Genomic DNA, 26,534 nt, shown 5'->3' with positions numbered 1-26,534 from the left:
CCGGGCGCGCCGAGGGGGGTGCGCCCGGCGACGGGGTCAGACCGCGATGACCGTGGGGACGATCATGGGGCGGCGGCGGTAGGTCTCCCCCACCCACTTGCCGACGACCCGCCGCACCGACTGCGCGATCCGGTGGGTGTCGGTGATGTTCTCCGCCTCCGTGCGGCTCAGCTCGTCCTCGACGAGCGGCAGCACGACGTCCAGCGCCTTGGGGTCGTCGGAGAACCCGCGCCCTGAGATCGTCGGGCGGGTCACGGCGCGTCCCGTGGTGGCGTCGACCGCGACCGTGATCGAGATGAACCCGCCCTCGCCGAGGACGAGCCGGTCGCCCAGGGTGCTCTCGCCGATGTCGCCGACCGCGAGCCCGTCGACGTACACGCGCCCGACCTCGACACGTCCGGTGATCGCGGCCTTGCCGTCGACGAGGTCGACGACCACGCCGTCCTCGGCCAGCACGACGGAGTCCTCCGGCACGCCGGTCCGCACCGCGATCGCGGCGTTGGAACGCAGGTGGCGCCACTCGCCGTGCACCGGCATGACGTTGCTCGGGCGCACCGCGTTGTAGAGGTAGAGCAGCTCGCCGGCGGTGGCGTGGCCCGAGACGTGCACCTTCGCCGTGCCCTGGTGCACGACGGTCGCGCCGAGCCGGGTCAGCCCGTTGATCACGGCGAAGACGGCCGTCTCGTTGCCGGGAATGAGCGAGCTGGCGAGCACGACGGTGTCGTCGGGCTGGATCCGCACGGAGCGGTGGTCGCCGCGGGCCATCCGCGCGAGCGCGGAGAGCGGTTCGCCCTGCGAACCCGTCGAGATGATGACGATCTCGTCGTCGGGGAGGTCCATCGCCTCCTCGATCTCGACGAGCAGCCCCTCCGGCACGTTGAGGAAGCCCAGCTCCTGCGCGAGTCCCATGTTGCGCACCATCGAGCGGCCGACGAGGCACACCTTGCGCCCGTGCACGACCGCGGCGTCGAGCACCTGCTGCACGCGGTGCACGTGGCTCGCGAAGCACGCCAGGATGATCCGATTGGGCGCGCGGTGGAACACCCCGTCGAGCACCGGGCCGATCTCCCGCTCGGCGATCGTGAAGCCGGGGACGTCGGCGTTGGTCGAGTCGACGAGGAACAGGTCGACGCCCTCGTCACCGAGGCGGGAGAAGCCGCCGAGGTCGGTGAGGCGCCCGTCGAGCGGCACCTGGTCGAGCTTGATGTCGCCGGTGTGCAGCACAACACCGGCGGGGGTGCGGATCGCGACGGCGAGCGCGTCGGGGATCGAGTGGTTGACCGCGAAGTACTCGCAGTCCCACGGCCCGTGGTTGAGCCGCGCGCCCTCGGCCACCTCGAGCAGGTGCGGGGTGAGCCGGTGCTCCTTGCACTTGGCCGCGACCAGCGCGAGCGTGAACCGCGAGCCGACGATCGTCAGGTCGGGGCGCTGGCGGAGCAGGAACGGCACGGCACCGATGTGGTCCTCGTGGCCGTGGGTGAGGACGAGTGCATCGATGTCGTCGAGCCTGTCCTCGATGGCGCGGAAGTCCGGGAGGATCAGGTCGACACCCGGGGAGTCCTCGGCGGGGAACAGCACCCCGCAGTCGACGACGAGCAGCCGCCCGTCGTACTCGAAGACCGTCATGTTGCGGCCGATCTCGCCGATGCCGCCGAGCGCGACCACCCGCAACGCCCCTTCGGGCAGCGGGGGCGGCGGCCCTGCGGGCAGCTCGGCCGAGTTGACCTCGTCGGGGGCGGGACGCGCCGGCTCCCGGCGCGACCGGGACCGGCGGTCGTTCCGCGACCGGTCGGACCGGCCGGGCGGGCGGCTCATCGGCCACCGCGCACGGTCGGGAAAGAGCACAACTGCACGTTGGTTCCTTACTGTGTTCGTGACGTCATTGCGACGCCGTGGTGGGGCGGGTCACCGGTAGGCGACCTCAGCCCCGAGGTCTACGGACGCCCGCGCGCCGAGCGCGCCGTGGCCGCGCTCAGCGCGCTGACCGGCGTCGGGGTCGAGCGCCACACCAGCGGCGACGAGGTCGGCCGCGATGGCCTTGACCTGCTCCGCGGTGGCGGGCGGGAGGGGCAACCTGGTGTCGCCGACGTCGAGGCCGCGCAGCCGCAGAGCCGTCTTGGCGAACACCGCGCCGCCGACCCGGCCCATCGCGCGGATCACCGGGATCATGGTGGCGTTGATGGTGCGGGCGCGCTCCACCTCGCCGGCCTCGTAGGCGTCGATCAACGCGCGCAGCCGGTCGGCCACGACGTGCCCGATCACGCTGACGAACCCGACGGCCCCCACGGAGAGCCACGGCAGGTTCACCGGGTCGTCGCCCGAGTAGTAGGCGAGCGTCGTGGTGGCCAGCACCTCGGTGCCGACCCGCAGGTCGTTGCGGGCGTCCTTAACCGCGAGGATCCGCGGGTGCTCGGCGAGGCGCTGCAGCGTCTCCAGGTCGATCGGGATCACGCTGCGCGGCGGGATGTCGTACAGCATCACGGGCAGCTCGGTCGCGTCGGCGATGGCGGTGAAGTGCAGGAGCAGGCCGGACTGCGGCGGGCGCGAGTAGTAGGGCGTGACCAGCAGCAGCCCGTGCGCGCCCGCCTTCTCCGCGGCCCGCGCGAGGTGCACGCTGTGCGAGGTGTCGTAGGTGCCGGCGCCGGCGACGACGGTGGCGCGGTCACCGACCGCGCCGACGACCGCACGGACCAGCGCCGCCTTCTCCTCGTCGCTGGTGGTCGGCCCCTCCCCCGTGGTGCCGTTGATCACCAGCCCGTCGTTGCCGAGATCCACGAGGTGGGCGGCCAGCTCCTCGGCGCGGCCGAGGTCGAGCTTGCCCTCCGCGTCGAACGGGGTGACCATCGCGGTCAGCACCCGACCGAACGGGCGACCAGGGCGCGTTTCAGCTGGGGCGGGGCTCATGCCGTGACGGTACCGCCCCGGGACTCCCGGTAAACCGTTGCGCCGCGCACTACCGAGTTGTCCAGCTCAGATCCCGCGCGAGGTCTTGGCCAGGGCGTCCTTGTCGGACTCGGCGCCCATGACGTCGATCCGCACCTCGTCGCGGCCGTAGGCGTGCAGGAGCAGCTCACCCGGCTCGCCCGTGAGGGTCACCACACCCTTGCCGGTGTGCACGACGTGTTCTTCCCCACCGGGGCGGCGCAGGACGATCCCGACCGGGCTGTTGCGGTACATCATCCGCGCCGAGCGCAGCACCAACGACCAGAGCTCCTCGTCGCGCGCGGCGTCGGGCTCACGCGGCTCCCACCCCGGAACACCTCGCCGGACGTCCTCGTGGTGCACGTAGAACTCCGCCGTGTTCGCCAGCACATCGACCTTGCCGATCGCGAACGGCGACCAAACCGGCGCGCCGGCCCGCAGCTTCCCGATCATCTCCGCCCACGGCGTGGTGGCGTAGCCGCGCATCGCGTGGTCGGTGAGGAACGCGAGGAACGGCACCATGATCCCGCCCGACGCCCAAGGCTGGCGCTCGCGCACGAGCAGGTGCGCCAGCAGGTCGTGGGTGTTCCACTCGCCGCACAGCGTCGGCTGCTCCGGCCCGACCTTCTCGAAGGTGTCGCAGATGGCCGCCCGTTCCGCGCCGGCGAGGTTCATGCCATCGACCCTACTCGCCAGTACGGGATGCGGCCGCCGGTTCAGCCCTCGGTGACGAACGGGCTGGACGCGATCTCCGTGCCGTCGTCGAGCGCGGCGATGTCGAAGTCGCTGAAGACGTTCGGGACCTCGTGCTGCAGCTGCCGCAGGCACTCGACGGCGAGCGCCCTGATCTCGACGTCGGCGTGCTCGGTGGCGCGCATCCCGATGAAGTGCCGCCACGCCCGGTAGTTGCCGGTGACGACGATGCGGGTCTCGGTCGCGTTGGGCAGGATCGAGCGGGCCGCCTGCCTGGCCTGCTTGCGGCGCAGAGTGGCGTTGGGGACGTCGGCGAAGCGCTTCTCCAGCCCCGCGAGCAGCTCCTCGTAGGCCTTGACGGCGGTGGCGGCCGCCTCGTCGAACAGCGTGTGCAGCTCGGGGTCGGCGGCGATGACGTCGGGCTCGACCATCGCGGCGTCGCGCTCGGGCACGTACCGCTGCGAGAGCTGGCTGTAGGAGAAGTGCCGGTGGCGGATCAGCTCGTGGGTGAGCGACCGCGAGATGCCGGTGAGGTAGAAGCTCACCGTGCCGTGCTCCAGCACGGAGAGGTGGCCGACCTCGAGGATGTGGCGCAGGTAGCCGGCGTTGGTGGCCGTCGCCGGGTTCGACTTCTTCCACGACTGGTAGCAGGCGCGGCCCGCGAACTCCGCAAGCGCCTGACCACCCTCGGCGTCGGTGCTCCACGGCACGTCGGCGGGCTGGACGAACTCGGTCTTGGCGACGAGCTGGACACGCATCGGCACGCTCACGGGCATGCGGGCCAGGGTAACCAGCCACCCGCCGATCCTGAGTGACGCCACAGGTTCCTTGACTGATGTCATTCGTGACGTCACAGTGGTGTCATGGACCTCAGCCAGTACGTCAACCAGCTGCGGGAGGACCTCGCGTCCGCCGCGGCTGCTGGCGACGAGCAGACCCGGCGCACGGCAGGGCTGCTCGGCGCCGCGATCGAGCCGGCCGCGCGGCTGGCCATCATGACCGCCCTCTCCGACCTTGCCGCAGAAGTCACCTCCGCGCTGCCCGATCACGTGGTCGAGGTCCGGCTCGACGGGCGCGACGTGCGCGTCTCCGTCACCGCCGACGCCGACGTCGAGGCAGCCCGCCGGGCCGACGAGGAGCCCGAAGGGCCGCCCTTCCGCGGCTTCGGCGGCGATGCGGGCGACATCTCGCGGATCACGCTGCGGCTCGTCGAGCAGATCAAGAACCAGGCCGAGCAGGCCGCGGCGGCGCAGGGGCAGTCGCTGAACTCGTGGGTCGCGCAGGCCGTGCAGGGCGCGCTCGCCGGCCGCGGGATCGAGTACACCGGCAAGTTCCACCAGCAGCAGGGCAACCGGGGCAAGCGCAAGGGCGACGGCGACGGCCGCCGGATCAAGGGGTGGGTGCAGGGATGAGCGAGGAACCGATCGACTTCACGAAGGAGCCGGGCGAGGGCGCACCGGCGCCGGTCCGGCAGCAGAGCTGGCCCGTCGACGGCACGGCCGAGCTGGAGGTCGTCGTCGACGTGGGCCGCATCCGCATCCACCTCGAGGACGAGAGCGCGTCGGAGGTGCGGGTCGAGGTGCGGCACGACCCGACGGCCGGCGGGACGTGGGCGCAGGGCATCAGCGGCGTCATCAACTGGCTGGGCAACCTCGGCGGGCCCGGCGGGGGCGGCCCGGTCGATCCCGAGGCGCTCGCCGCCGAGGCCGTGCGCGCGGCGGAGATCACGTGGAACGAGTCGGGCCGCCGGCTCGTCGTGCGCTCGTCGTCGGAGCTGCCGCTGCGGGTCGTCCCGCTCTCGGTCACCATCCACGCGCCCAGCAAGTCGCGCCTGTCGGCCCGCACCGGCGCCGGCGACGTCACCGTGACGGGTGTGGCCGGCTGGTCCGCGGTGCGCACGGGTTCCGGTTCGGTCAACGTCGCCGGTGTCGACGGCGACGCCGATGTCACCACCGGCTCGGGCGAGGTCGAGCTCGGTGCCGTCACCGGTCGCGGCCGGGTCCGCACCGGATCGGGCAACATCCGCTTGAGCAGCGTCGAAGGCGCCTCCGACGTGAAGGCGGGCTCGGGCGATGTGGTGATCGGCGCGGTGCTCGCCGACCTCGGCGTCCGCACCGGCTCCGGCGACCTGCGGATCGACGACGCCACGGCCGGCCAGCTCGAGCTCTCGACCGGGTCGGGTGAGCTGCGCATCGGCATCCACCCGGGGGTGGCGGCCGAGCTCGACCTCTCCTCCGGCTCGGGGCGCGCCCGCAGCGACCTCGACGTCGGTGGCGTCGCGCCGGAGCACCTGCCCCCGCTGCGCGTGCGTGGCCGCACGGGCAGCGGCGACGTGCTCGTCACGCGCGCCGCGGTATCCGTCTGACCGATCGCGGGGAGGACAGCGCCGCCGCTGTGCAGATCACCGGCGGCGGCGCACCTCGGCCAGCACCAGCCCCAACTACCCGCTACCGGCTCGTTGCGACGGCCAGCGGCCCGGCGAGCGCGCCGCGCTCGCCCACGACAACCCCGTCGAGCCCGAGCCACTCGGCCATCACCCGCAGCTCCGCCGCCAGCTCGGCGACCACACGGGGGACGTCCGCGCCGGGCTCCGCGAAGGCGCCGGGCACCCTGAGCACGCCGGCGGCACGATCGGCCTTCAGGTCGACGCGGGCGACTAGCTCGCCGTCGAGCAGGAACGGGTAGACGTAGTAGCCGAACTCCCGCTGCGGCTCGGGCACGTAGATCTCGATTCGGTAGCGGAACCCGAACATCCGCTCGGTGCGCTCGCGCTCCCAGATCAGCGGGTCGAACGGGCACAGCAACGCGCGGCCGGTGACCTTTCGCGGCACCCTGGCGCCGGGCAGCCGGTAGGCGGGGTGGCGCCAGCCGCGGACCTCGACCGGCTCCAGCCGCCCCTCCTCGACCAGCTCGGCGACGGCCTGACGGCTCTGCGCCGGCCCGAGGCGGTAGTAGTCGCGCAGGTCGGGCTCGGTCGCGACGCCCAGCGCGGCGGCGGAACGCAGCAGCAGCTCGCGCGCGGAGTGCGCGGGATCGGCAGGGTGCAAGGCGAACACCTCGGGCGGGAGCACCCGCTCGGTGAGGTCGTAGAGGCGCTGGAAATGGACGCGGCTGCCGGTGGTGAGGTCGCCGCGCCCGAAGAGGTACTCGCAGACCCGCTTGACGTCGGACCGCTCCCACCACGTCGCACCCGGCGGCCGCGCCCTCGTCGCGCCGCCCAGCGCCTTCTCCAGCGCACCGGCGCCGACCGGGCCGAGCTCCTTCACCGCGGCCAGCACGTCGTCGACGAGCGCGGGATCGGCGAGCGACTCGTAGTGGCGCCACCAGCCCTGCCGCTTCGCCCCGGAAAGCAGCAACGGCCAGTCCTCCACCGGCAGCAGGCTCGCCTCGTGCGCCCAGTACTCGACGAGCAGCCTGGGCCGGCGCGATGTGTGCGCCCACGCGGCGTCGTCGACCAGCGCCGGCTCGTACGGGCCCAGCCGCGCGAACAGCGGCATGTAGTGGGCCCGCACGGCGACGTTCACCGAATCGAGCTGCAGCAGCTGCACCCTGCCGAGGGTCTTGACGAGGTGCCGCCGCGTGACGGGGCCCACGGGGCGCGGATCGGCGAATCCTTGGGCCGCCAGCGCGGCCCGGCGCGCCGCGGGCGCCCCGATGCTCTCGACGGGGGTGGTGGTCGGGCTGCTCACGTCCCGGATGCTGCCATGGGGCACCGACGATTCCGGTGCCCGCCCGCCCCGTCCGCCCGGCCCTGCCCGCCGGGCCCGCTGCGGCACCGGGTATCCATGGTCCATGGCCATCGCCGCGGTCCGGGCCGCAGCCGCACCCGACGTCCCCGAGATCGTCCGCATCCAGGCGGACACCTGGGCCACCGCCTACGCCGAGCTGGTGCCGGCAGCGGCGATCGAGCAGCTGCGCAGCAGCGCGGCCCAGGATGCGTGGCTGGCGGCGGTGACCAGCGGCGCCGGACACCTGATCGTCGCGACCGAAGGCGAGTGGACGGTCGGGTTCTGCGCCGCCGCACCGGCCGCGGCACCCGAGGGCGCCACCGCGCCGGCCGACCCCACGCTGGGCGCGGAGGCCTGGGGCGAGATCGGGGTGCTGCTCGTCGAGCCCCGCTGGGGCCGGCGCGGCCACGGCGGCCGCCTGCTCGCGGCGGCGGCGGAGGCCCTGCGCGCGTCCGGGGCGCTGTACGGGCTCGCCTGGGTGCCCGAGGCCGACCAGGCCTCCCGCAAGTTCTACGCCCGGGCCGGCTGGGAGCCCGACGGAACCGTCCGGGCGTTCGACACCGGCGCCGGCACGCTCCGCGAGGTCCGCATCACCGGCAGCCTCGACCTGAAGCTCGACCAGCCGTAGAAGGTCCCCACCGTTTTGCCAACCTGCATGGCCTCCAGGGCGTGCAGGTTGGCAAAACGGTGGGCAAGTTTGCGCTGGTCACTCCAGGCCGAGCAGCGGTTCCAGCCCGATCGTCAGGCCTGGGCGCTCGCCCACGGCACGCACGGCCATCAGCACTCCCGGCATGAACGACGCGCGGTCGAACGAGTCGTGCCGGATCGTCAGCGTCTCCCCCGCCGTGCCGAGCAGCACCTCCTGGTGCGCGACGAGCCCCGGCAGCCGCACGGAGTGCACGCGGATGCCGTCGACGCTCGCGCCGCGGGCGCCGGCCAGCTCGCTGGTCGTGGCGTCGGGCAGCGGCCCGGCGCCCGCCTCCGCCCGCGCCTGCGCGATCAGTTCGGCGGTGCGGGTGGCGGTGCCGGAGGGCGCGTCGACCTTCCCCGCGTGGTGCAGCTCGATGACCTCGACCGAGTCGAAGAACCGCGCCGCCTGCCTGGCGAACTGCATCATCAGCACCGCGCCGACGCCGAAGTTCGGCGCGACGAGCACGTGCCCGGGCGTCTCGGCCAGCCACGCGCGCAGGGTCGCGAACTTCGTGTCGTCGAAACCGCTGGTGCCGACGACCGCGGCGATGCCGTGGTCGAGCGCGTAGCGGATGTTGCCGAGCACCGCGCCGGGATGGGTGAAGTCGACGACGACCTGCGCCCCGGCGAGCCCGTCGGGCGCGTCGCCCTCGTCGAGCTGCGCGACCAGCTCCATGTCGTCGGCGCCCCCGACGGCGCGGCACACCTCGCTGCCCATGCGCCCGCGAGCGCCGAGCACGCCTACCCGGATCCGATCACCGTTCACGACCGGCCACCCTACGGGTCAGCCGCCGAGGACGAGCGCCCCGATCCACACGCCGGTGGCGAGCAGGCCGGTGGCCAGCTCGATCAGGATGCTCCAGCCGACGGCGGCCAGCGCGCCGCGGGTGGACGGCCACGCCAGCGAGCTCTCCTTCAGCCGTGCCAGCTCCGCGAGGTACACGCCCAGCACGAACCCGAGGAACAGCCCGACCACCGGGATCACGAAGAACCCGACGACGCCGAGCACTCCCCCGGCGGCGATCGTCCACCCCGGCACCCCGCTGTCGCGCAGCTTGCGCCCCGGCAGCAGGTACTTCGCGATGCTGCCGACAACGACGATCGCGACGGCGACCCCGAGCACGGTCCACGCGAGCGCGTCGCCGCGGGGCACCGCCCAGACGGCGATCCCGGCCAGGACCAGGATGAGTCCCGGCAGCACGGGCACCACGATGCCGATGATCCCCACAAGGACGAGCAGCGCGGCGATCAGGGTTGCGGCGGTCATGAACGCAGTATCTCGGGCGCGGGTGTCACCTCGCGGCGGGGATGGTCTCCGGGTTGCCCGCCACCGCCTTCTCCAGCAGCGGCACGAGCCGGTCCAGCACGTACGGCAGGCTCAGCGGGGTGGTGAAGTAGATCGCGCCGGCCAGCTCCCCGTCGGTGAAGACGAGGTTGCCCTGCTTGACCGGGGTCAGCTCGCGGTAGATCGGCTGCGCCTCCAGCTCCGTGCGGACCTGGTCGTTCTCGGTGGCCCACACCAGCACCTTGCCGACGTTCAGGGTGCCGAGCTGTTCCAGCGGGATGTAGGCCTGCGTCGCGGCGTCCGGCGGGGCGAACGCGGCGAGCTCCTGCGGGACGGTGAACCCCAGGTCGGTCAGGAACGCCGTGCTCAGGCCGTTCTGGTAGGCGATCGCCTTGCCCTCGTAGTACGGGGCCTGCAGGAAGATCGCCGGCTGCCCGGCGAACTGCGGGTGGGCCTTTGAGGCCTCCGCGAAGCGCTCCTTGATGCCGGTGACGAGCGCGGTGGCTTCACGCTCCTTGCCCAGCGCCTTGCCGATCTGCAGCGTCTGCGTGTCCCACGGCGAGAACCAGTCGACCGCGCCCTTCGGCTGGGCGATCGTCGGCGCGATGGCCGTGAGCCGGTCGTACCGGCCCTGGTCGGTGCCCGCGTTGACCGCGATGATCAGGTCGGGGTCGAGCTTGGCGATCTTCTCGTACTCCAGCTCGTCGGCGTTGCGCAGCACCTCCGGCTTGGCGTCGCCGAGCTCGTCCTGCGCCCACGGCCACGTCGCGTAGGGGTGCTCGCCGTACCACTCGGTGACGCCGACGGGCTTGATGCCGAGGGCGAGCACGACGTCCTGCTCGGTGTAGCCGGCCGTGACGACCCGCAGCGGCGGCGCGGGGACGGTCGTCGTGCCGAACTCGTGCTCGACGGTGATGGGGAACCCCGGCGCGCTGGGCGCGGCGGCCTGTTCCTGGCCGGCCGGTGAGCCGCAGGCGGCGATCACCGCGCAGGCCAGCACGAGTGACAGGACAAGACGACGCACGGGGAGCTCCTCGACAGACACGGACAGCGGCGGCTGAGGATAGCCTTACCGCACCTGCTCAGGCCAGCGAGCGCAGTGAGTCCGGCAGCTCGTCCGCGGTGTCGTACGGTCCGACGACCGCGGCGGTGAGCGGCGCGGCCAGTAGTTCCCGAGCCAGCTCCGCGACCTGCTCCACCGTGACGGCGGAGATGCGGTCGAGGCTCTCGGCGATGCTGCGCTGCCGCCCGTGGTCCAGCTCGGACCGGCCGAGCCGGTTCATCCGCGACGGGGTGTCCTCCAGCCCGAGCACGAGCCCGCCTCGCAGGTTGCCCTGCGCGCGTGTCACCTCGGCTGGAGTGAGCCCGTCGGCGGCGACCTCGGCCAGCACGGCCCGCACGACCGCGGCGGTCTCGTCGAGCCGCTCCGGCGCGCATCCCGCGTAGACGGCGACGCTGCCGGCGTCGGCGTAGCTCGCCACGGTCGAGTAGACCGAGTACGCGAGCCCACGCTGCTCCCTGACCTGCTGGAACAGCCGCGAGCTCGGTCCACCGCCGAGCGCGGTGTTGAGCACGGAGAGCACCGATCGGCGCGGGTCGTGCCGCGAGATGCCTTGCGCGCCGATCAGCAGGTGCGCCTGCTCGGTGTCCTCGCCGCGCAGCACCAGCCGCGGCCCGACCTCGAGCGTGGCGGGAGCGGGCCGGCGCGGGCCGACGGGTGCGGCGCCGGCACCGGCCCGCACCGCGGCGTCGTGCAGCGCGAGCCCGACCAGCTCGACGACCTGGTGGTGCGTCACGTTGCCGGCGACGGCCACAACCATGCGCGGCGTGGTGTAGAGACCTCGCCAGAAGTCGTGGAGGGTGGTGCGGCTGATGCCCCTGACCGACTCCTCGGAGCCCAGCACCGGCCGCCCCAACGGGTGCGCGCCGAAGAGCGCCTCGTCGAACAGCTCACCCAGGAGGTCCTCGGGGTCGTCATCGCGCATCGCGATCTCCTCGAGCACCACCCCGCGCTCGACCTCGACGTCGGTCGGGGCGAGCACGGCATCGGTCACGACGTCGGCCAGCACGTCGATCGCGAGCGGGAGATCGGTGTCGAGCACGTGCGCGTAGTAGCAGGTGTGCTCCTTGGCCGTGAACGCGTTGAGCTCGCCGCCGACGGCGTCGAACTCCTCGGCGATCGCGACCGCGGTGCGCCGGCGCGTGCCCTTGAACAGCAGGTGCTCGAGGTAGTGCGCCGCACCGGCCTGCGCGGGCGCCTCGTCGCGGGAGCCGACGCCGATCCAGATCCCGATGGACACCGAGCGCACGCCGGGGACCGTCTCGGTGAGCACACGCAGCCCACCGGGAAGATCAGTGCGTGAGACGCCACCGGGGGCGAGAACATCTGCTCCCACCCCCGGTGTGACGAGATCGGTCAATTCGCGGTGACCTCGGCCGACTCGTTCGTCGCCTCTGCCGGGGCGTCGGCGGCGGGTGCCGCGGCGGCCTCGGCCTCCTCGACGACCGGCAGCAGGCTGATCTTGCCGCGGTTGTCGATGTCGGAGACCTCGACGCGGATCTTGTCGCCTACCTTGACGACGTCCTCGACCTTGCCGATGCGCTTGCCGTTGCCCAGCTTCGAGATGTGGACGAGACCGTCCTTGCCGGGGACCAGCGAGACGAACGCGCCGAACGCCGCGGTCTTGACGACCGTGCCGAGGAAGCGCTCGCCGATCTTCGGCAGCTGCGGGTTGGCGATCGCGTTGATCATGCCGATCGCAGCCTCGGCGGAATCGCCGTCGGACGCGCCGACGTAGATCGTGCCGTCGTCCTCGATCGAGATGTCGGCACCGGTCTGCTCGGTGATCGAGTTGATCATCTTGCCCTTCGGGCCGATCACCTCACCGATCTTGTCTACCGGGACCTTGATCGCGACGACGCGCGGCGCGTAGCGGCTCATCTCGTCGGGGCGGTCGATCGCCTCGCCGATCACCTCGAGGATCGTGAGCCGGGCGTCCTTCGCCTGGTTCAGCGCACCGGCGAGGACCGCCGACGGGATGCCGTCGAGCTTCGTGTCGAGCTGCAGCGCCGTGACGAACTCCGACGTGCCGGCGACCTTGAAGTCCATGTCGCCGAACGCGTCCTCGGCACCGAGGATGTCGGTGAGCGCCACGTAGGTGGTCTGCCCGTCGACCTCGTCGGAGACCAGACCCATCGCGATGCCCGCGACCGGCGCCTTGAGCGGGACACCGGCGTTGAGCAGCGACATCGTCGATGCGCAGACCGAACCCATCGACGTCGAGCCGTTGGAGCTGAGTGCCTCGGACACCTGGCGGATCGTGTAGGGGAACTCCTCGCGCGTCGGCAGCACGGGCAGCAGCGCCCGCTCGGCCAGCGCGCCGTGTCCGATCTCGCGGCGCTTCGGCGAGCCCACCCGGCCGGTCTCACCGGTCGAGTACGGCGGGAAGTTGTAGTGGTGCAGGTAGCGCTTGTGCGTCTCCGGACCGAGCGAATCGATCTGCTGCTCCATGCGGAGCATGTTCAACGTGGTGACACCCATGATCTGGGTCTCGCCGCGCTCGAACAGCGCGGAGCCGTGGGCGCGCGGGACGACCTCGACCTCGGCCGAGAGCGGCCGGATGTCGGTGATGCCGCGGCCGTCGATGCGGACCTGGTCGCGCAGGATCCGCTGGCGCACGAGCTTCTTGTTGAGCGAGCGGAACGCCGCGCCGATCTCCTTCTCGCGGCCCTCGAACTGCGGCCCGAGCTTCTCGAGCACCCCGACCTTGACCTCGTCGAGGCGCGACTCGCGCTCGGACTTGCCGGCGATCGTCAGCGCCTGCGCGAGGTCGTCGCTCGCGTGGCCGGTCACGGCGTCGAGGACGTCGGACTGGTAGGCCGGGTAGGTCGGGAAGTTGCCGGTCGGCTTGGCTGCGACGTCGGCGAGCTTCTGCTGCGCGACGCACAGGCTTCGGATGAACGGCTTCGCCGCCTCGAGGCCCGCGGCGACGATCTCCTCGGTGGGCGCCTGTGCGCCGCCCGCGACGAGGTTGATCGTCTCGGTGGTCGCCTCGGCCTCCACCATCATGATCGCGACGTCGGCGTTCTCGCCCTCACCGACGACGCGGCCGGCGACGACCATGTCGAACACTGCCCGCTGCAGGTCCTCGTACTGCGGGAACGCGACCCACTGGCCGTCGATCAGCGCGACGCGGACGCCGCCGATCGGGCCGGAGAACGGCAGGCCCGCGAGCTGCGTCGACGCGGAGGCCGCGTTGATCGCAAGGGCGTCGTAGGGGTCGCGCGGGTCGAGCGAGAGGACCGTGACGACGATCTGGATCTCGTTGCGGAGCCCGTCGACGAACGAGGGGCGCAGCGGCCGGTCGATGAGCCGGCAGGTCAGGATCGCGTCGGTGCCGGGGCGACCCTCGCGGCGGAAGAACGAGCCGGGGATCTTGCCGATCGCGTACATGCGCTCCTCGACGTCCACCGTGAGGGGGAAGAAGTCGAAGTGCTCCTTGGGCTGCTTCGACGCCGTGGTGGCGGAGAGCAGCATCGTCTCGTCGTCGAGGTAGGCGACGACGGACCCGGCGGCCTGGCGCGCGAGGCGCCCGGTCTCGAACCGGATCGTGCGGGTGCCGAAGCTCCCGTTGTCGATGACGGCACTGGTTTCGTGCACGTTCTCGAGTTGATCTGTCATGTAGTGGACATCTCCTCTTTCAGGGAGACCCCACGCCACAGCGGTGATCCTCGGCCTGGGCCGGTCTTCGATCGAAGCCCTCTGGCCGCTCGGCCAGGGGGCCACTACCGAGGACCGGCGGATCGTCTGCCGGTGGCGTGGCGTCGTGCAGTTGTGGTGTGCCTGCCGGGGACCGCCACACGACGGACCCCGGCAGGCGAGGGTCAGCGGCGCAGGCCCAGTCGTTCGATCAACGACCGGTAACGCGCGACGTCGACCTGGGCCAGGTACTTGAGCAACCGGCGGCGACGACCGACCAGCAGCAGGAGGCCGCGGCGGGAGTGGTGGTCGTGCTTGTGCTGCTTGAGGTGCTCGGTGAGGTCGCTGATGCGCTTCGTGAGCAGTGCGACCTGGGCCTCGGGGGATCCGGTGTCGCCCTCGTGGACCCCGTAGGTCTCCAGGATCGTCTTCTTCTGTGCGGCGTCGAGAGCCACGTCGTCCTCTTTCGTTCGCTGTACCGTGGGGCCGGCGCTCCACCGAACGGGAGACCGGGAGACGGTCGCGGCCGCCACGGACTGCAGCCGGACCCGGTACACCACGTTACCAGGGACGATGCCGTCGCCGGCGGCGGGTGCTACGCCGGGGCGGTCACCAGGGGAACCCGGTGCACCACGCGGTAGCCGGCCGGTTCGCTCGCCACGAGCGTGACCTCCGGCGGGGTCCACCACGGTCCGACGTGGTCCTGCCACGGTGGCGCCAGGTCGAGCCGGGCCGTCGGTGAGCGCCGGATCAGCAGCGTCAGGTGCGCGACGATCCTTTCGTTGTCGCCGCCCGCCGCGGCCACGAGCTCCACGAACGCCGCGGTCGGGTCGGCCTCGACGGCGGCCCAGCGGTGCCGCGGGAACGCGCCCGCGCCGGCCAGTCGCAGCCGCGGCGCGGGCAGGCCGGCCGCGCGGGAGTCGAGCGCGGCGGCGTGCTCTGCGGCATCGGCCTCGCCGTGGAAGGCGAGGGTGATGTGCCATCCGGCGGGGTCGGTCGCCCGCCAGCCGTCCGGCGCGGGGCCGACGACCTCGGCGAGCGCGGCCGCTGCTTCGTCGGACGGCCAGAGTGCGGTGAACAGGCGCATTCCGCTACCGGCGGCCGTGCGCCGCTTGCCGCAGGACGGCGGCGAGCTCGGGGAACCCCGGCCCGAGCATGGCGGCGGCCGCGGCCAGCCGGGCCGGCTCGGCGACACCGCGCATCGCGTCGGCTGCAACAGCCTGGACCCTGCGCTGCGCGGAGACGTGGGCGCCCGACCAGTTCCAGCGCGCGCCCGACACGTCGGCCAGCATCTTCTCGACGACCTTCGGCTCGGGCGGGATCCGGATGTCGGCCGTGCGGCGGTCCAGAGCGTGCAGCCGGGCCAGCACGGCCGGGTCACCGATCTTCACGCGGCGGGCGCTGACGAGCTGGCTGAGCATGGCCGGGCTGAGGCCGATCGCCCTGGCCAGCCGGGCCTGGGAGATCCCGAGCCCGGTCGTGATCCTGCGCACCCGCTCGCCAAGCGGCGCGCCGTACAGCTCGCGCTGACGTTCCCGGTTGGCGGTGAAGTCCGCCGCGTCGGCCATGGGAAGGATGCTCGCAGGCGCGGCGGCGCGGCGTGGGCGAATGGAAGAACTCGTGGTGCAGGCGCCGAGATGAGCCTCAGCGCTGTCCGAACAGCACTGCGGCTCATCTCGACGAACATCGGCGGTCTAGGACAGGAGCTCGCGGGTCCGTTCGACGTCGCGGTTCATCTGCTCGATGAGCGCATCGACCTCGCTGAACCGCTCCTGGCCGCGGAGGCGGTGCTCGAAGTCGACGGCGACGTCGAAGCCGTAGAAGTCCTCGTCGACGTCGAGCACGTACGCCTCGACGGTGCGCTCGCGGCCCGAGAACGTGGGGTTGGTACCGACGGAGATCGCGGCGGGCAGCAGCCGGCCCGGGGAGCGGCCGATCGCGAAGCGGCCGGCGTAGATCCCGTCGGCCGGAAGCGCCGTGAACGGGCCGGTCGCGATGTTGGCCGTCGGGAAGCCGAGCTCCCGCCCGCGCCGCTCGCCGTGCACCACGACGCCCTCGACGCGGTGCGGCCGGCCGAGCGCCGCCGCGGCGGCGTCGACGTCGCCCGCGTCGATGCACGACCGGATGTAGGTGGAGGAGAACGTCACGCCGTCGTCGCTGATCAGGTCGAGGCCCTCGACGCCGAACCCGAAGCGCTGCCCGAGTTGGGTGAGCATCGTGACGTCGCCGGCCGCCTTGTGGCCGAACGTGAAGTTGCGCCCGACCACGACGTCGGCGGCGTGCAGCCGCTCGACCAGCACCTGGTGGGCGAACTCCGCGGGCTGCATGCGGGACAGGTCGACGGTGAACGGGAGCACGCAGAACGCCTCGACGCCCAGCTCCTCCACCAGGTCGGCGCGGCGGCGCAGGGTGGTCAGCCGGGCCGGGTGGCTGCCGGGGCGGATCACCTCGGCGGGGTGCGGGTCGAACGTGATCAGCACGCAGGGCACGCCGCGCTCGCGGCTGCGCTCGACCGCGCGGCTGATCAGTTGCTGGTGGCCGCGGTGCACCCCGTCGAACACGCCGATGGTCACGACGCTGCGACCCCAGCCGGTCGGCACGGCATCCAGTCCACGCCAGCGTTGCACGATCAGCAGCCTACGGAACGCTCGATCGTGGCCTGAATCCAGCGGGCGATCCGACAGGACCGTGGGTGGCGCTCCGTCGGGTTCGTGTCGATTTCTCTCCTCGAACGTCACGCACCCCGGGTTTGGTTCCCGCACATGTGCGTGGGCGTCAGGACCCGGCGGGGGCGAGCACGACGACCGGTCGAGCCAGCTCGCCCCGCTCACTGACCAGCGCCAACGCGCGGCCGTCCGGCGCGAACACCCCGTACACGCCGGCCTGCCCGACCGCGGGCAGCGGCCGCCCGTGCGACATGTCGGTCGCGAGCGTCGCGTCGAGGTCGCGGCGGGGGAAGGCGACCGCGACGGCGTCGTCGAGCGGCATCGCCAGCACGGGGTGGGCCTCGAGCTCGTCGAGGGTGCGGACGCGGTCGAGGCCGAAGGGGCCGACCCTGGTCCGGCGCAGTGCCGTGAGGTGCCCGCCTACGCCGAGCCCGGCGCCGAGGTCGCGGGCGAGCGCACGCACGTAGGTCCCCGAGGAGCACGCGACGTGCACGTCGAGGTCCACCCCGCGGCGAACCGACAGGGTGAACTCCGAGACCGTCACCGGGCGGGCCGGCAGCACGACCTCCTCCCCCGCCCTGACCATCGCGTACGCCCGCTTGCCGTCGACCTTGATCGCGCTGACCGAACTGGGCACCTGCTGGATCGCGCCGGTCAGCGCGGCCATGCCGGCGGCGATCGCATCATCGGTGACGCCGAACGCATCCGCGGTCGAGACGGTCTCGCCCTCGGCGTCGTCGGTGGTCGTCGCGGCGCCGAGCCGGATCGTCGCGTCGTAGGCCTTCGTGTCGAGCGCGAGGTGGCCGAGCAGCTTCGTGCCCCGCCCGACCCCGCACACCAGCACGCCGGTGGCCATGGGGTCGAGCGTGCCGGCGTGCCCGATCTTGCGCGTGCGCAGTATCCGGCGCAGCCTGGCGACGACGTCGTGGGACGTCATGCCGGCCGGCTTGTCGACGATCACGAGCCCGGACGGGGGAACGGCGGCTGTCACGCGGCGCGATTCTCCCGGTTGCCCGCAATCGGCTCGACGCGCACCCCGGGAACCGCGACCATGCCGTCCTGTGGGTCACATCGAGGCGATGGGTGTCGGGCACGTCCTGCCGGACGGTCGCGAGCTGTTCACCGACGTCTCCTTCCGGGTCGGCGACGGCGCGAAGGTTGCGCTCGTCGGCCCGAACGGCGCCGGGAAGACGACGTTGCTGCGCATGGTCGCCGGGGAGATCCAGCCCGTCCGCGGCTCGTTCGTCCGCAGCGGCGGGCTCGGTGTGATGAGCCAGTTCATCGGTTCGATCGCCGACGGGACGACGCTCGCCGACCTCGCGCTCTCCCTCGCCGCACCGGCCGTCCGCGGCGCCGGTGAGCGGCTGCGCGCGGCCGAGCGGGCGCTCGACGCGACCGAGCGCACCCAGCTGCGTTACGCCGACGCGCTCGCCGCCTGGGGTGAGGCCGGCGGCTACGCGGCCGAGGTCGAGTTCGACACCGCGGCCGTCGCGACGCTCGGGTTGCCCTGGGAGAAGGTGCGCGACCGGCCTGCCTCGACGCTCTCCGGTGGGGAGCAGAAGCGGTTCGCGCTCGAGCTGCTGCTGCGCGGCCCCGACGAGGTGCTGCTCCTGGACGAGCCGGACAACTTCCTGGACGTTCCGGGCAAACGCTGGTTGGAGGGCCGGATCCGGGAGTCGGTCAAGAGCATCTTGTACGTCAGCCACGACCGGGAGCTGCTCGCGAACACCGCGAAGCGGGTGATCACGGTCGAGGCCGGCACGGCGTGGACGCACCCGGGTGGTTTCGCGTCGTGGCACGAGGCACGGGTGGCCCGCCACGACCGGCTCGACGAGCAGCGCCGCAGGTGGGACGAGGAGAAGGCGAAGCTCGAACGGCTGGTCACCTACTACAAGGTGAAGGCGGCGCACAACGACGGCATGGCGTCGCGGCTGCAGGCGGCGCGCACCCGGCTGGCGAAGTTCGTCGAGGCCGGGCCGCCGCAGGAGAAGGCGCGCGAGCAGTCGATCCGGATGCGGCTCGGCGGCGGGCGCACCGGCAAGCGGGCGGTGGTGTGCTCCGGTTTGGAGCTCGACGGGTTGACCTACCCGTTCGACCTGGAGGTGTGGTTCGGCGACCGGGTGGCCGTGCTCGGCGCGAACGGCACGGGCAAGTCGCACTTCCTGCGGCTGCTCGCCCGCGGCGGCACCGACCCCGAGCCGGACACCGTGCCGGCGAGCGGTGAGGCGCTGAGCGAGGTGCGGCACGACGGGACGGCACGGCTGGGCGCGCGGGTGCGTCCGGGGCATTTCTCCCAGACCCACGACCGCCCCGACCTCGCCGGGCGCACCATCCTCGACGTCCTCGTCGGCGGCGACGTCGACCGCGCCGGTATGACCCGCGGCGACGCGATGAAGTCGCTCTCGCGCTACGAGCTCGCCGAACAGGCCGACCAGCGGTTCGAGACGCTCTCCGGCGGGCAGCAGGCGCGGGTGCTCATCCTGCTGCTGGAGCTGTCGGGCGCGACGCTCCTGCTGCTCGACGAGCCGACCGACAACCTCGACCTCGCCTCCGCGGAGGCGTTGGAGCAGGCGATCGCGGCATTCGCCGGGACGGTGCTCGCGGTGACCCACGACCGGTGGTTCACCCGCGGCTTCGACCGCTTCGTCCTCTTCAGCGGCGACGGCGAGGTCATCGAGACCCCCGAACCCGACTGGGACGTCCGCTGACCCAAGGTCCCACCCACCGAAACGCAGAACTCACCCGCCCAAACGTGGGACTCGCCCGCGGAGACGTGGGACTCGCCCGCCGAAACGTGGGACTCGCGTGCGCGGGGCGAGTCCCCCGTTTCCGTCGGCGAGTCCCCCGTTTCGGTCGGCGAGTCCCACGTTTCAGGCGGCGGGGGCGCCCGTGACGGCCCAGTGGCCGCTGCGGGCGCGCAGGCCGACGGCGATGAGGCGGATCAGCATGAACGCGACGAGGCCCGACCAGATCCCGGCGAGCCCCCAGCCGAAGGCCAGCGACGCCCAGATGGGCGGGAGGAAGCCGAGGAGGGCGGCGGCCAGGGTCGAGTTGCGCATGAAGACGGCGTCGCCCGCGCCGAGCAGCACCCCGTCGATCGCGAAGACGACCCCCGCGATGGGTTGGATGGCCACGAAGAACCACCATGCGACGGGCACGACGGCGAGCACGGCTGCGTCGGGCGTGAACACCGGCGGCAGCACGCCCGACAGCGCGGCGAACAGCAGCCCGAACGCGATGCCGAGGTAGAGCCCGTACCGGGTGACCTGCCCGGCGAGCGACCGCGCCCGGGCGACGGCCCCGCTGCCCAGCGCTGCCCCGACCAGCGACTGCGCCGCGATGGCGATCGAGTCGAGCACGAGCGTCATGAAGCCCCACAGCTGCAGGACGATCTGGTGGGCTGCCGCCGACGCCGCCCCGAACCGGGTCGCGACGGCCGCCGCCGACAGGAAGCACGCCTGGAACGCGAGGCTGCGGGCCAGCAGGTCCCGGCCGAGCGCCAGCTGCGAGCGCAGCACCGCCGGCCGCGGCCGGAGCGCCACCTGGTGCCGCGAGCGTTCCTGCACGAGCGCCCACAGGAAGAGCCCCGCGCCGACGGCCTGCCCGCACACGTTCGCCACCGCGGAGCCGACGAGGCCCAAACCCGCCCAGTCGCCGACGCCGTGCACCAGGAACAGGCAGAGGACCGCCGAGACCCCGTTTCCGGCCAGCACGAACCGCAGCGGCCGCGCGGTGTCCTGCACCCCGCGCATCCACCCGTTCCCGGCAAGCGTGACGAGCACCAGCGGCGCGCCGAAGAACGCGACCCGCAGCCACGAGACGGCGCCTTCGGCGATCTGGCCGCCGTCGCCGAGCGCCCACGCGACGGGTTCGGCGATCAGCTGCCCGACCCCGAGCACGACCATCCCGACGGCCAGCGCCAGCCAGGTGGCCTGCACGCCCTCGCCGACGGCGTCGCCGCGCCGGCCTGCCCCGTGCAGCCGCGACGCCCGCGCGGTCGTGCCGTAAGACAGGAACGTCATCTGCCCGGTGATCTGCGCGAACACGACGCCGGCCACGGCGAGCCCGGCCAGCGCGACTGCGCCGAGCCGGCCGACCACGGCGGTGTCGACGAGCAGGTACAGCGGTTCCGCGGCGAGCACGGGGAGCGCGGGCGCGGCCAGCCGCAGCACGTCCCGCGCGGGAACCTTGTCGGTCACGCCTCCATGCCGCCTCCGAGCGGCCTGCGGCACACGTAGACGAACGCCGGCGGGAGGTTGCGCCACACGGTGGCGCTGACGAGCACCTCGTCGAACGTGGAACGCAGTGTCCTGCGGAAGCGGCGGGCGGCGCCGAGCGTCATCCCGTGCAGGTACGCGAAAGTGGTGAACGCGCCGGTGGTGCCGATCGCCCTGCTGACCTCGCCGAGCACGGCAGTCTGGGTGGCCTCGTCGAACAGCGCCCAGGGCAGGCCGCAGATGATCGCGTCGACGTGGTCGACGCCGCGGTCGGCCAGCAGCTTGCCCAGGTCGCGCGCGTCGCCGTGCACGACCTCCAGCGCGGGTCGGGTGTGTTCGAGGTAGGCGACCATCGTCGCGTCGAGCTCGACGGCGAGGTGTCGTCCACCGGCGGGGAGCCGTTCCTCGACGGCCACGCTGACGGCGCCGGTGCCGGGGCCGAGCTCGACCACAACCGGTTCGCCGTCGCGCGGCACGACCGACGCGAGCACGCGGGCCAGGCGCGGCGAGCTCGGGGCGACCGCGCCCATGGTCGCCGGCCGGCGAAGGGCTGCAGCGAGGAACGCCTTGCGGGCGGACCGCACCTCGGGGTCAGAGGTCACGCCGATTCCTTTGTCATCGGACAACGGTATCCCGGCGTTCGTCACCCGATCGCGTCCAGGTCACACCGCGTTCTTCGCCAGCTCGGCACGGATCGCAGCCAGCAGGTCGTCCGAGGTACCCGTCCAGGTGAACCCCGCCGCGGCGCGGTGGCCGCCACCGCCGAGCGCGCCGGCCACCGCCGCGACGTCGACGGCGTTCTTCGACCTCAACGACACCGACCAGCGCCGCTCCCCGATCTCCTTCAGCACCGCGGCGACCTCCGCCTCGGTCGCACCTCGGATCACGTCGATGACGCTGTCGACCTCTTCGATGCGGAACCGGGTGACGTCGGCGAGCGGGACGGTCGTGTGGACGAACCCGAGCTCCGGTTCCAGCGTGCAGCGTTGCAATGCGCCTGCGAGCGCCGCGAACCACGCGTGCGGGTGCTCGTCCATGATCGGCCGGACGAGCGCCTCGGTGTCCATGCCGGTCTCGACGAGCTCGGCGGCCAGCCGGTGCGACGCGGGCCCGGCGAACCGGAACGAGCGGGTGTCGGTGACCAGCCCCGCGTACAGGCATCGCGCGATGTCGGTGTCGATCTCGACGCCCATTGCCACCAGCACCTCGTGCACGAGCACGACGGTGGCGTCGGCGGTCGGGTCGAGCACCTGGACGTCGCCGAAGCCGGGGTTGGACCGGTGGTGGTCGATCATCACCGACCGCGAGGCGCCGCCCAACCGGTCGGCGAGCACCCCGAGCCGCGCCGGCTCGGCGGCGTCGCACGCGACGAGCAGCTCCGGCGCCATCGGCACCTCGCCGGCGGGTACGACGAGCCCGAGCACGTCGAGCGGCCGCAGCGACTCCGGCATGTGGTCGGGCGCGCCGAACGAGACCCGGACGGTGGCGCCGCGGCGGCGCAGCGCGATGCCGAGCGCGAGCGTGCTGCCGAGGGCGTCGGCGTCGGGTTGGACGTGGGCGAGCAGCGTGACGTCACGGGCCTCACTGAGCAGGACTGCTGCCTTCTCGACCCCCGCTGCCTCGACCCCCGCAGCGGCGCTCACTCGTCGTCGGCCCGCTCGTCGGCCTCGGCGTCGCGGGGTGCCCGGTACGGGTCGGGGTCGCCGGCCGGGACGGCGCCGGCGGCGAGCCGGGCCACCTCGGCGTCGGACTCGCGGGTCTTCGCGAGCAGCTCCTCCATGCGGCGGGCCTCGTCGGGCACGACGTCGGGCACGAACGCCAGCGACGGGGTGTGCCGGATGCCGGTGCCTGCGCCGACGAGGGTGCGCAGGACGCCGGTGGCGCTGGCCAGCGCGGCGGCGGCACCGGCGGCGTCGGGCTGCGAGTCGACCGTCTCGCCGAGCACGGTGTAGTAGACGGTCGCTTCGCGCAGGTCGCCGGTGACCCGCGTGTCGGTGATCGTCACCATGGCCAAGCGGGGGTCCTTGACCTCGTGTTCCAACGCGCCGGCCACGATCTGCGAGATCCGCTTCGCGAGCCGACGGGCGCGGGCCTGGTCCACCATGACGTGCTCCTCGTGTCGTGCCGGCGGCCACTGGCCCGCCCTTGGCGGGCCGCGGCGGCCACCGGGTCAGTCGTCGTCCGGGCCCAGCATCCGGTGCCGGGCCGAGAGCAGCTCGAGCTCGGGGCGGGCGGCGACGTGCCGCTCGCACCGTTCGAGCACAGCGGTGACGTGCCCGGCGTCGGCAGCGACGCAGGACACTCCGATCAACGCCCTCCGGTGCAGGTCGAGGTGCCCGGCTTCGGCTGCGGCCACCTCGAAGCGGCGGCGCAGCTCGGCGACGACCGGCCGCACCGCCGATCTCTTTTCTTTGAGTGAGTGGACGTCCCCGAGGAGGATGTCCAGCTCCAATGATCCGACGAACATCGTCACATCCTCATGCGTGGCAAGCCGGGACGCACCCGACTTGCCACGCAAGGAGTCGACTATGCGCGGGGCTTCTCACGCAGCTCGTAGGTCTCCACGACATCGCCGTCCTTGATGTCGTTGTAGTTCCCGAGCGTGAGACCGCACTCGAAGCCCTCGCGGACCTCGACCACGTCGTCCTTGACCCGTCGCAGCGAGTTGACCGTGAGGTTCTCGGCCACGACGACGCTGTCGCGCAGCAGTCGTGCCTTCGCGTTGCGGCGGATCACGCCGTCCATCACCAGGCAACCGGCGATCGACCCGAAGCGCGAGGAGCGGAAAACCTGGCGGACCTCCGCGTGGCCGAGTGTGGCCTCCTCGAACTCCGGCTTGAGCATGCCCTTGAGCGCGGCCTCGATCTCCTCGATGGCCTGGTAGATCACGGAGTAGTACCGGATCTCCACGCCCTCGCGGTTGGCGAGCTCGGTGGCCTTGCCCTCGGCGCGGACGTTGAAGCCGAGCACGACGGCGTCGGACGCCGTTGCGAGGTTCACGTCGCCTTCGGTGATGCCACCGACACCGCGCAGGATCACCCTGAGCTCGACCTCGTCGCCCACCTCGATCTTCATGAGCGCGTCCTCGAGTGCCTCGACGGTACCCGAGTTGTCGCCCTTGATGATCAGGTTGAGCTGGTTGGTCTCCTTCAGCGCTGCATCGAGGTCCTCGAGGCTGACGCGCTTGCGACGGGCCGCCAGCTCGGCGTTGCGCTCGCGGGCGCGACGCCGGTCGGCGATCTGGCGGGCCACCCGGTCCTCGTCCACGACGAGGAACGTGTCGCCGGCGCCGGGCACCGACGTGAAGCCGATGACCTGCACCGGGCGCGACGGGAACGCCTCGGTGACGTCGACGCCGTGCTCGTCGAGCATCCGCCGGACTCGCCCGGAGGCGTCGCCGGCGACGATCGAATCGCCCACGTGCAGCGTGCCGCGCTGGACCAGCACGGTGGCGACGGGACCGCGGCCGCGGTCGAGGTGTGCCTCGATCGCGACGCCCTGCGCCTCCATGTTGGGGTTGGCGCGCAGGTCGAGCGACGCGTCGGCCGTCAGCAGGATCGCCTCGAGCAGCTGGTCGATGTTCGTCCCCTGCTTCGCGGAGATGTCGACGAACATCGTGTCGCCGCCGTACTCCTCGGCGACCAGGTTGTACTCGGTGAGCTGCTGGCGGATCTTCGAGGGGTTGGCGCCCTCCACGTCGATCTTGTTGACCGCCACCACGATCGGCACGTCGGCCGCCTGTGCGTGGTTGATCGCCTCTGTCGTCTGCGGCATCACACCGTCGTCGGCCGCGACCACGATCACGGCGATGTCGGTGGACTTCGCACCACGGGCACGCATGGCGGTGAACGCCTCGTGACCAGGGGTGTCGATGAAGGTGATCGGGCGTTCGATGCCCTCGAGCTCGGTGATGACCTGGTAGGCGCCGATGTGCTGGGTGATGCCGCCGGCCTCGCCCTCGCGGACGTTGGCCTTGCGGATCGTGTCGAGCAGGCGCGTCTTGCCGTGGTCGACGTGACCCATGATCGTGACGACCGGGGGCCGGAACTCGAGGTCGTCGTCGTCGCCCGCGTTCTCGCCGTAGGAGATCGAGAAGCTGTCGAGCAGCTCGCGGTCCTCCTCCTCGGGGCTGACGACCTGCACCACGTAGTTCATCTCGGTGCCGAGCAGCTCGAGGATGTCGTCGGAGACCGACTGCGTGGACGTCACCATCTCACCGAGGTGGAACAGCACCTGCACCAGCGAAGCCGGGTTGGCGTTGATCTTGTCGGCGAAGTCGGTGAGCGACGCACCGCGCGGGAGCTTGATCGTCTCGCCGCGGCCCTTCGGCAGGCGGACGCCGCCGACCGAGGGAGCCTGCATCGAGTCGAACTCCTGGCGCTTCTGCCGCTTCGACTTGCGACCCTTGCGGGCCGGTCCGCCGGGACGACCGAACGCGCCCGCGGCACCGCCGCGACCACGACCGCCGCCACCACCGGGACGGCCACCGCCACCGGGGCCACCGCGGAAGCCACCGCCACCTGCGGGGGCGCCGCCGCCACCGGGGGCACCGCCACCGGGACGGAAACCGCCGCCACCGGGACGACCGCCACCCGGACCACCGGGACGACCGCCACCGGGACCGCCGGGACGACCGGGACCGCCGGAGCGTCCACCGGGGCCGCCAGGTCCACCGGGACCACCACGACCGCCTGCGGGCCGCGGCGGCATCATGCCGGGGTTGGGCCTGGGCGGCATGTTGCCGGGCGACGGCGGGCGGGGACCGCCCTGACCGGGACCGCCGGGCCGCGGACCGCCCTGGCGCGGGGCACCGGGACGTGGACCACCCTGCGAGGGGGCACCCTGTCCGCCCTGCTGCTGCCCACCCTGCGCGGGTGCGTTGGACGGCGGCGGGCCAGGACGCGGTGCCGCCGGCCGCGGCGGGGCGCCGGAGCCGACGCCGAACGGGTTGTTGCCGACCCGCGGGGCCCGCGGGCCGGGACGCGGCGCCGCCGGGCGGGGCGGGATGGTGCCCGCTCCTGCGTCGGCAGCCGCGGGCTGCTGGGACGGCTGCTGCGGGCGACCCTGCGGGCGCTGCTGAGCCGGACCGGGACGCGTCGGCGCACCGGAGCGCTGGGCCCCGTCGCGCTGGACGTTCTCCCGCTGCGGGGTGGCCGGTGCTGCCGCTGCCGGTGCCTCCGGCGCGCTGGCCGCGGCGGCTGCCGGCTGCTGGCGCGGGCCGGGGCGGGGCCCCGGACGCGGGCCGCTACCGGGACCGCCGGTCCCGCTCGGACGCGCGGTCTCGACGCGGTCGCCTGCCGGCGGTGCGGCCGGAGCGGCCGGGCCGGCCGCGGCCGGGCGTGCGACATCGGCCGGGCCGGGCCGCGGACCGGGCCGCGGACCGGGGACGGCCGACGGGCCGCCCGGACGCGGACGGCCGCCACCGCCGGGACGACGCCGGGCGCCGTCACCGTCGCCGCCGCTGCTCTTCTCGACGGACTCCCGCAGCTTGCGGGCGACCGGGGCCTCAACCGTGGAGGACGGGGACTTCACGTACTCCCCAAGGTCCTGCAACTTGCTCAGGACCTGCTTGCTGCTGATACCGAGCTCTTTCGCAAGCTCGTGTACGCGGGCCTTGCCTGCCACTGCACTCCC

The 26,534-nt window shown here is 72.8% G+C and carries 25 protein-coding genes; 4 read left to right on the top strand and 21 right to left on the bottom strand.

Annotated features, from left to right (window positions below):
• Positions 1-36: 36 nt before the first annotated feature.
• From LL648_RS11685 to thyX, 4 genes are all read right to left on the bottom strand, one after another.
• Positions 37-1,815, bottom strand: a complete 1,779-nt coding sequence (locus tag LL648_RS11685; protein ID WP_232662519.1) for a ribonuclease J — start codon at positions 1,813-1,815, stop codon at positions 37-39.
• Between the two features lie 90 nt (positions 1,816-1,905).
• Positions 1,906-2,904, bottom strand: a complete 999-nt coding sequence (dapA, locus tag LL648_RS11680) for a 4-hydroxy-tetrahydrodipicolinate synthase (protein WP_232662518.1) — start codon at positions 2,902-2,904, stop codon at positions 1,906-1,908.
• A 66-nt stretch (positions 2,905-2,970) separates the two neighbouring features.
• Entirely contained in the window at positions 2,971-3,597 is a 627-nt protein-coding gene (locus LL648_RS11675) for a TIGR03085 family metal-binding protein (RefSeq protein ID WP_232662517.1), read from the bottom strand.
• Between the two features lie 41 nt (positions 3,598-3,638).
• Positions 3,639-4,391, bottom strand: a complete 753-nt coding sequence (thyX, locus tag LL648_RS11670) for an FAD-dependent thymidylate synthase (RefSeq protein WP_232662516.1) — start codon at positions 4,389-4,391, stop codon at positions 3,639-3,641.
• 87 nt (positions 4,392-4,478) lie between these two features.
• On the opposite strand from thyX, the gene LL648_RS11665 reads away from it, so the two are divergent.
• Together LL648_RS11665 and LL648_RS11660 are read left to right on the top strand one after the other, a co-directional pair.
• Positions 4,479-5,027 (top strand): toxin-antitoxin system HicB family antitoxin, encoded by a 549-nt coding sequence (locus LL648_RS11665; protein WP_232662515.1) that lies wholly within the window; start codon positions 4,479-4,481, stop codon positions 5,025-5,027.
• A complete protein-coding gene (locus LL648_RS11660; RefSeq protein WP_232662514.1) occupies positions 5,024-5,980 on the top strand; it encodes a DUF4097 family beta strand repeat-containing protein in 957 nt (318 codons plus the stop codon). The genes LL648_RS11665 and LL648_RS11660 overlap by 4 nt, the downstream gene beginning before the upstream one ends.
• An 82-nt stretch (positions 5,981-6,062) precedes the next feature.
• Here LL648_RS11660 and LL648_RS11655 read toward each other — a convergent pair whose 3' ends face one another.
• A complete protein-coding gene (locus LL648_RS11655) occupies positions 6,063-7,304 on the bottom strand; it encodes a winged helix-turn-helix domain-containing protein (RefSeq protein ID WP_232662513.1) in 1,242 nt (413 codons plus the stop codon).
• Positions 7,305-7,407: 103 nt separating this feature from the next.
• On the opposite strand from LL648_RS11655, the gene LL648_RS11650 reads away from it, so the two are divergent.
• The gene (locus LL648_RS11650; protein WP_232662512.1) at positions 7,408-7,971 is read left to right on the top strand and encodes a GNAT family N-acetyltransferase; all 564 of its coding nucleotides are present in this window, start codon (positions 7,408-7,410) and stop codon (positions 7,969-7,971) included.
• Positions 7,972-8,049: 78 nt separating this feature from the next.
• Here the strand turns inward: LL648_RS11650 and dapB are convergent, their stop codons facing one another.
• The 10 genes from dapB to truB form a co-directional block, all read right to left on the bottom strand.
• Entirely contained in the window at positions 8,050-8,751 is a 702-nt protein-coding gene (gene dapB, locus LL648_RS11645) for a 4-hydroxy-tetrahydrodipicolinate reductase (RefSeq protein WP_232662713.1), read from the bottom strand.
• Positions 8,752-8,817: 66 nt separating this feature from the next.
• Positions 8,818-9,300, bottom strand: a complete 483-nt coding sequence (locus LL648_RS11640; protein ID WP_232662511.1) for a DUF456 domain-containing protein — start codon at positions 9,298-9,300, stop codon at positions 8,818-8,820.
• A gap of 25 nt (positions 9,301-9,325) precedes the next feature.
• Positions 9,326-10,342 carry an ABC transporter substrate-binding protein gene (locus tag LL648_RS11635; RefSeq protein ID WP_232662510.1) on the bottom strand — a complete coding sequence of 339 codons (1,017 nt, stop codon included), beginning with the start codon at positions 10,340-10,342 and terminating at the stop codon, positions 9,326-9,328.
• A gap of 58 nt (positions 10,343-10,400) precedes the next feature.
• Positions 10,401-11,714, bottom strand: coding sequence for a M16 family metallopeptidase (locus LL648_RS11630; protein ID WP_374112029.1), 1,314 nt, complete (start codon positions 11,712-11,714; stop codon positions 10,401-10,403).
• Between the two features lie 20 nt (positions 11,715-11,734).
• Positions 11,735-13,999 (bottom strand): polyribonucleotide nucleotidyltransferase, encoded by a 2,265-nt coding sequence (locus tag LL648_RS11625; protein ID WP_232662508.1) that lies wholly within the window; start codon positions 13,997-13,999, stop codon positions 11,735-11,737.
• Positions 14,000-14,202: 203 nt separating this feature from the next.
• On the bottom strand, positions 14,203-14,472 hold the full coding sequence (rpsO, locus tag LL648_RS11620) for a 30S ribosomal protein S15 (protein ID WP_232662507.1): 270 nt from the start codon (positions 14,470-14,472) through the stop codon (positions 14,203-14,205).
• Between the two features lie 140 nt (positions 14,473-14,612).
• The gene (locus LL648_RS11615; protein ID WP_232662506.1) at positions 14,613-15,104 is read right to left on the bottom strand and encodes a 2'-5' RNA ligase family protein; all 492 of its coding nucleotides are present in this window, start codon (positions 15,102-15,104) and stop codon (positions 14,613-14,615) included.
• 4 nt (positions 15,105-15,108) lie between these two features.
• On the bottom strand, positions 15,109-15,585 hold the full coding sequence (locus tag LL648_RS11610) for a helix-turn-helix domain-containing protein (protein WP_232662505.1): 477 nt from the start codon (positions 15,583-15,585) through the stop codon (positions 15,109-15,111).
• Positions 15,586-15,711: 126 nt separating this feature from the next.
• Entirely contained in the window at positions 15,712-16,644 is a 933-nt protein-coding gene (locus tag LL648_RS11605; protein ID WP_232662504.1) for a bifunctional riboflavin kinase/FAD synthetase, read from the bottom strand.
• Between the two features lie 148 nt (positions 16,645-16,792).
• Positions 16,793-17,674, bottom strand: a complete 882-nt coding sequence (gene truB / locus LL648_RS11600; RefSeq protein ID WP_308190300.1) for a tRNA pseudouridine(55) synthase TruB — start codon at positions 17,672-17,674, stop codon at positions 16,793-16,795.
• Positions 17,675-17,744: 70 nt separating this feature from the next.
• On the opposite strand from truB, the gene LL648_RS11595 reads away from it, so the two are divergent.
• Positions 17,745-19,391, top strand: coding sequence for an ABC-F family ATP-binding cassette domain-containing protein (locus LL648_RS11595; RefSeq protein WP_232662503.1), 1,647 nt, complete (start codon positions 17,745-17,747; stop codon positions 19,389-19,391).
• A 162-nt stretch (positions 19,392-19,553) separates the two neighbouring features.
• Here the strand turns inward: LL648_RS11595 and LL648_RS11590 are convergent, their stop codons facing one another.
• From LL648_RS11590 to infB, 6 genes are all read right to left on the bottom strand, one after another.
• Entirely contained in the window at positions 19,554-20,882 is a 1,329-nt protein-coding gene (locus LL648_RS11590) for an MATE family efflux transporter (RefSeq protein ID WP_232662502.1), read from the bottom strand.
• Complete coding sequence (locus tag LL648_RS11585; protein ID WP_232662711.1) at positions 20,879-21,430, bottom strand: class I SAM-dependent methyltransferase; 552 nt, start codon at positions 21,428-21,430, stop codon at positions 20,879-20,881. The genes LL648_RS11590 and LL648_RS11585 overlap by 4 nt, the downstream gene beginning before the upstream one ends.
• 132 nt (positions 21,431-21,562) lie before the next feature.
• Positions 21,563-22,543 (bottom strand): DHH family phosphoesterase, encoded by a 981-nt coding sequence (locus LL648_RS11580; protein ID WP_232662501.1) that lies wholly within the window; start codon positions 22,541-22,543, stop codon positions 21,563-21,565.
• Positions 22,540-23,004, bottom strand: a complete 465-nt coding sequence (gene rbfA, locus LL648_RS11575; protein WP_232662500.1) for a 30S ribosome-binding factor RbfA — start codon at positions 23,002-23,004, stop codon at positions 22,540-22,542. Before rbfA ends, LL648_RS11580 begins: the two co-directional genes overlap by 4 nt.
• A gap of 66 nt (positions 23,005-23,070) precedes the next feature.
• Positions 23,071-23,367, bottom strand: coding sequence for a DUF503 domain-containing protein (locus LL648_RS11570; protein WP_232662499.1), 297 nt, complete (start codon positions 23,365-23,367; stop codon positions 23,071-23,073).
• 59 nt (positions 23,368-23,426) lie between these two features.
• Positions 23,427-26,525, bottom strand: coding sequence for a translation initiation factor IF-2 (infB, locus tag LL648_RS11565; protein ID WP_232662498.1), 3,099 nt, complete (start codon positions 26,523-26,525; stop codon positions 23,427-23,429).
• Between the last annotated feature and the right edge of the window lie 9 nt (positions 26,526-26,534).

Origin of the sequence: Pseudonocardia sp. TRM90224 (genome assembly GCF_021245725.1) — a bacterium.
Taxonomy (GTDB): domain Bacteria; phylum Actinomycetota; class Actinomycetes; order Mycobacteriales; family Pseudonocardiaceae; genus Pseudonocardia.
Note: the sequence above shows the minus strand (reverse complement) of the source record. Positions and strands in the feature narration are given on the sequence as shown.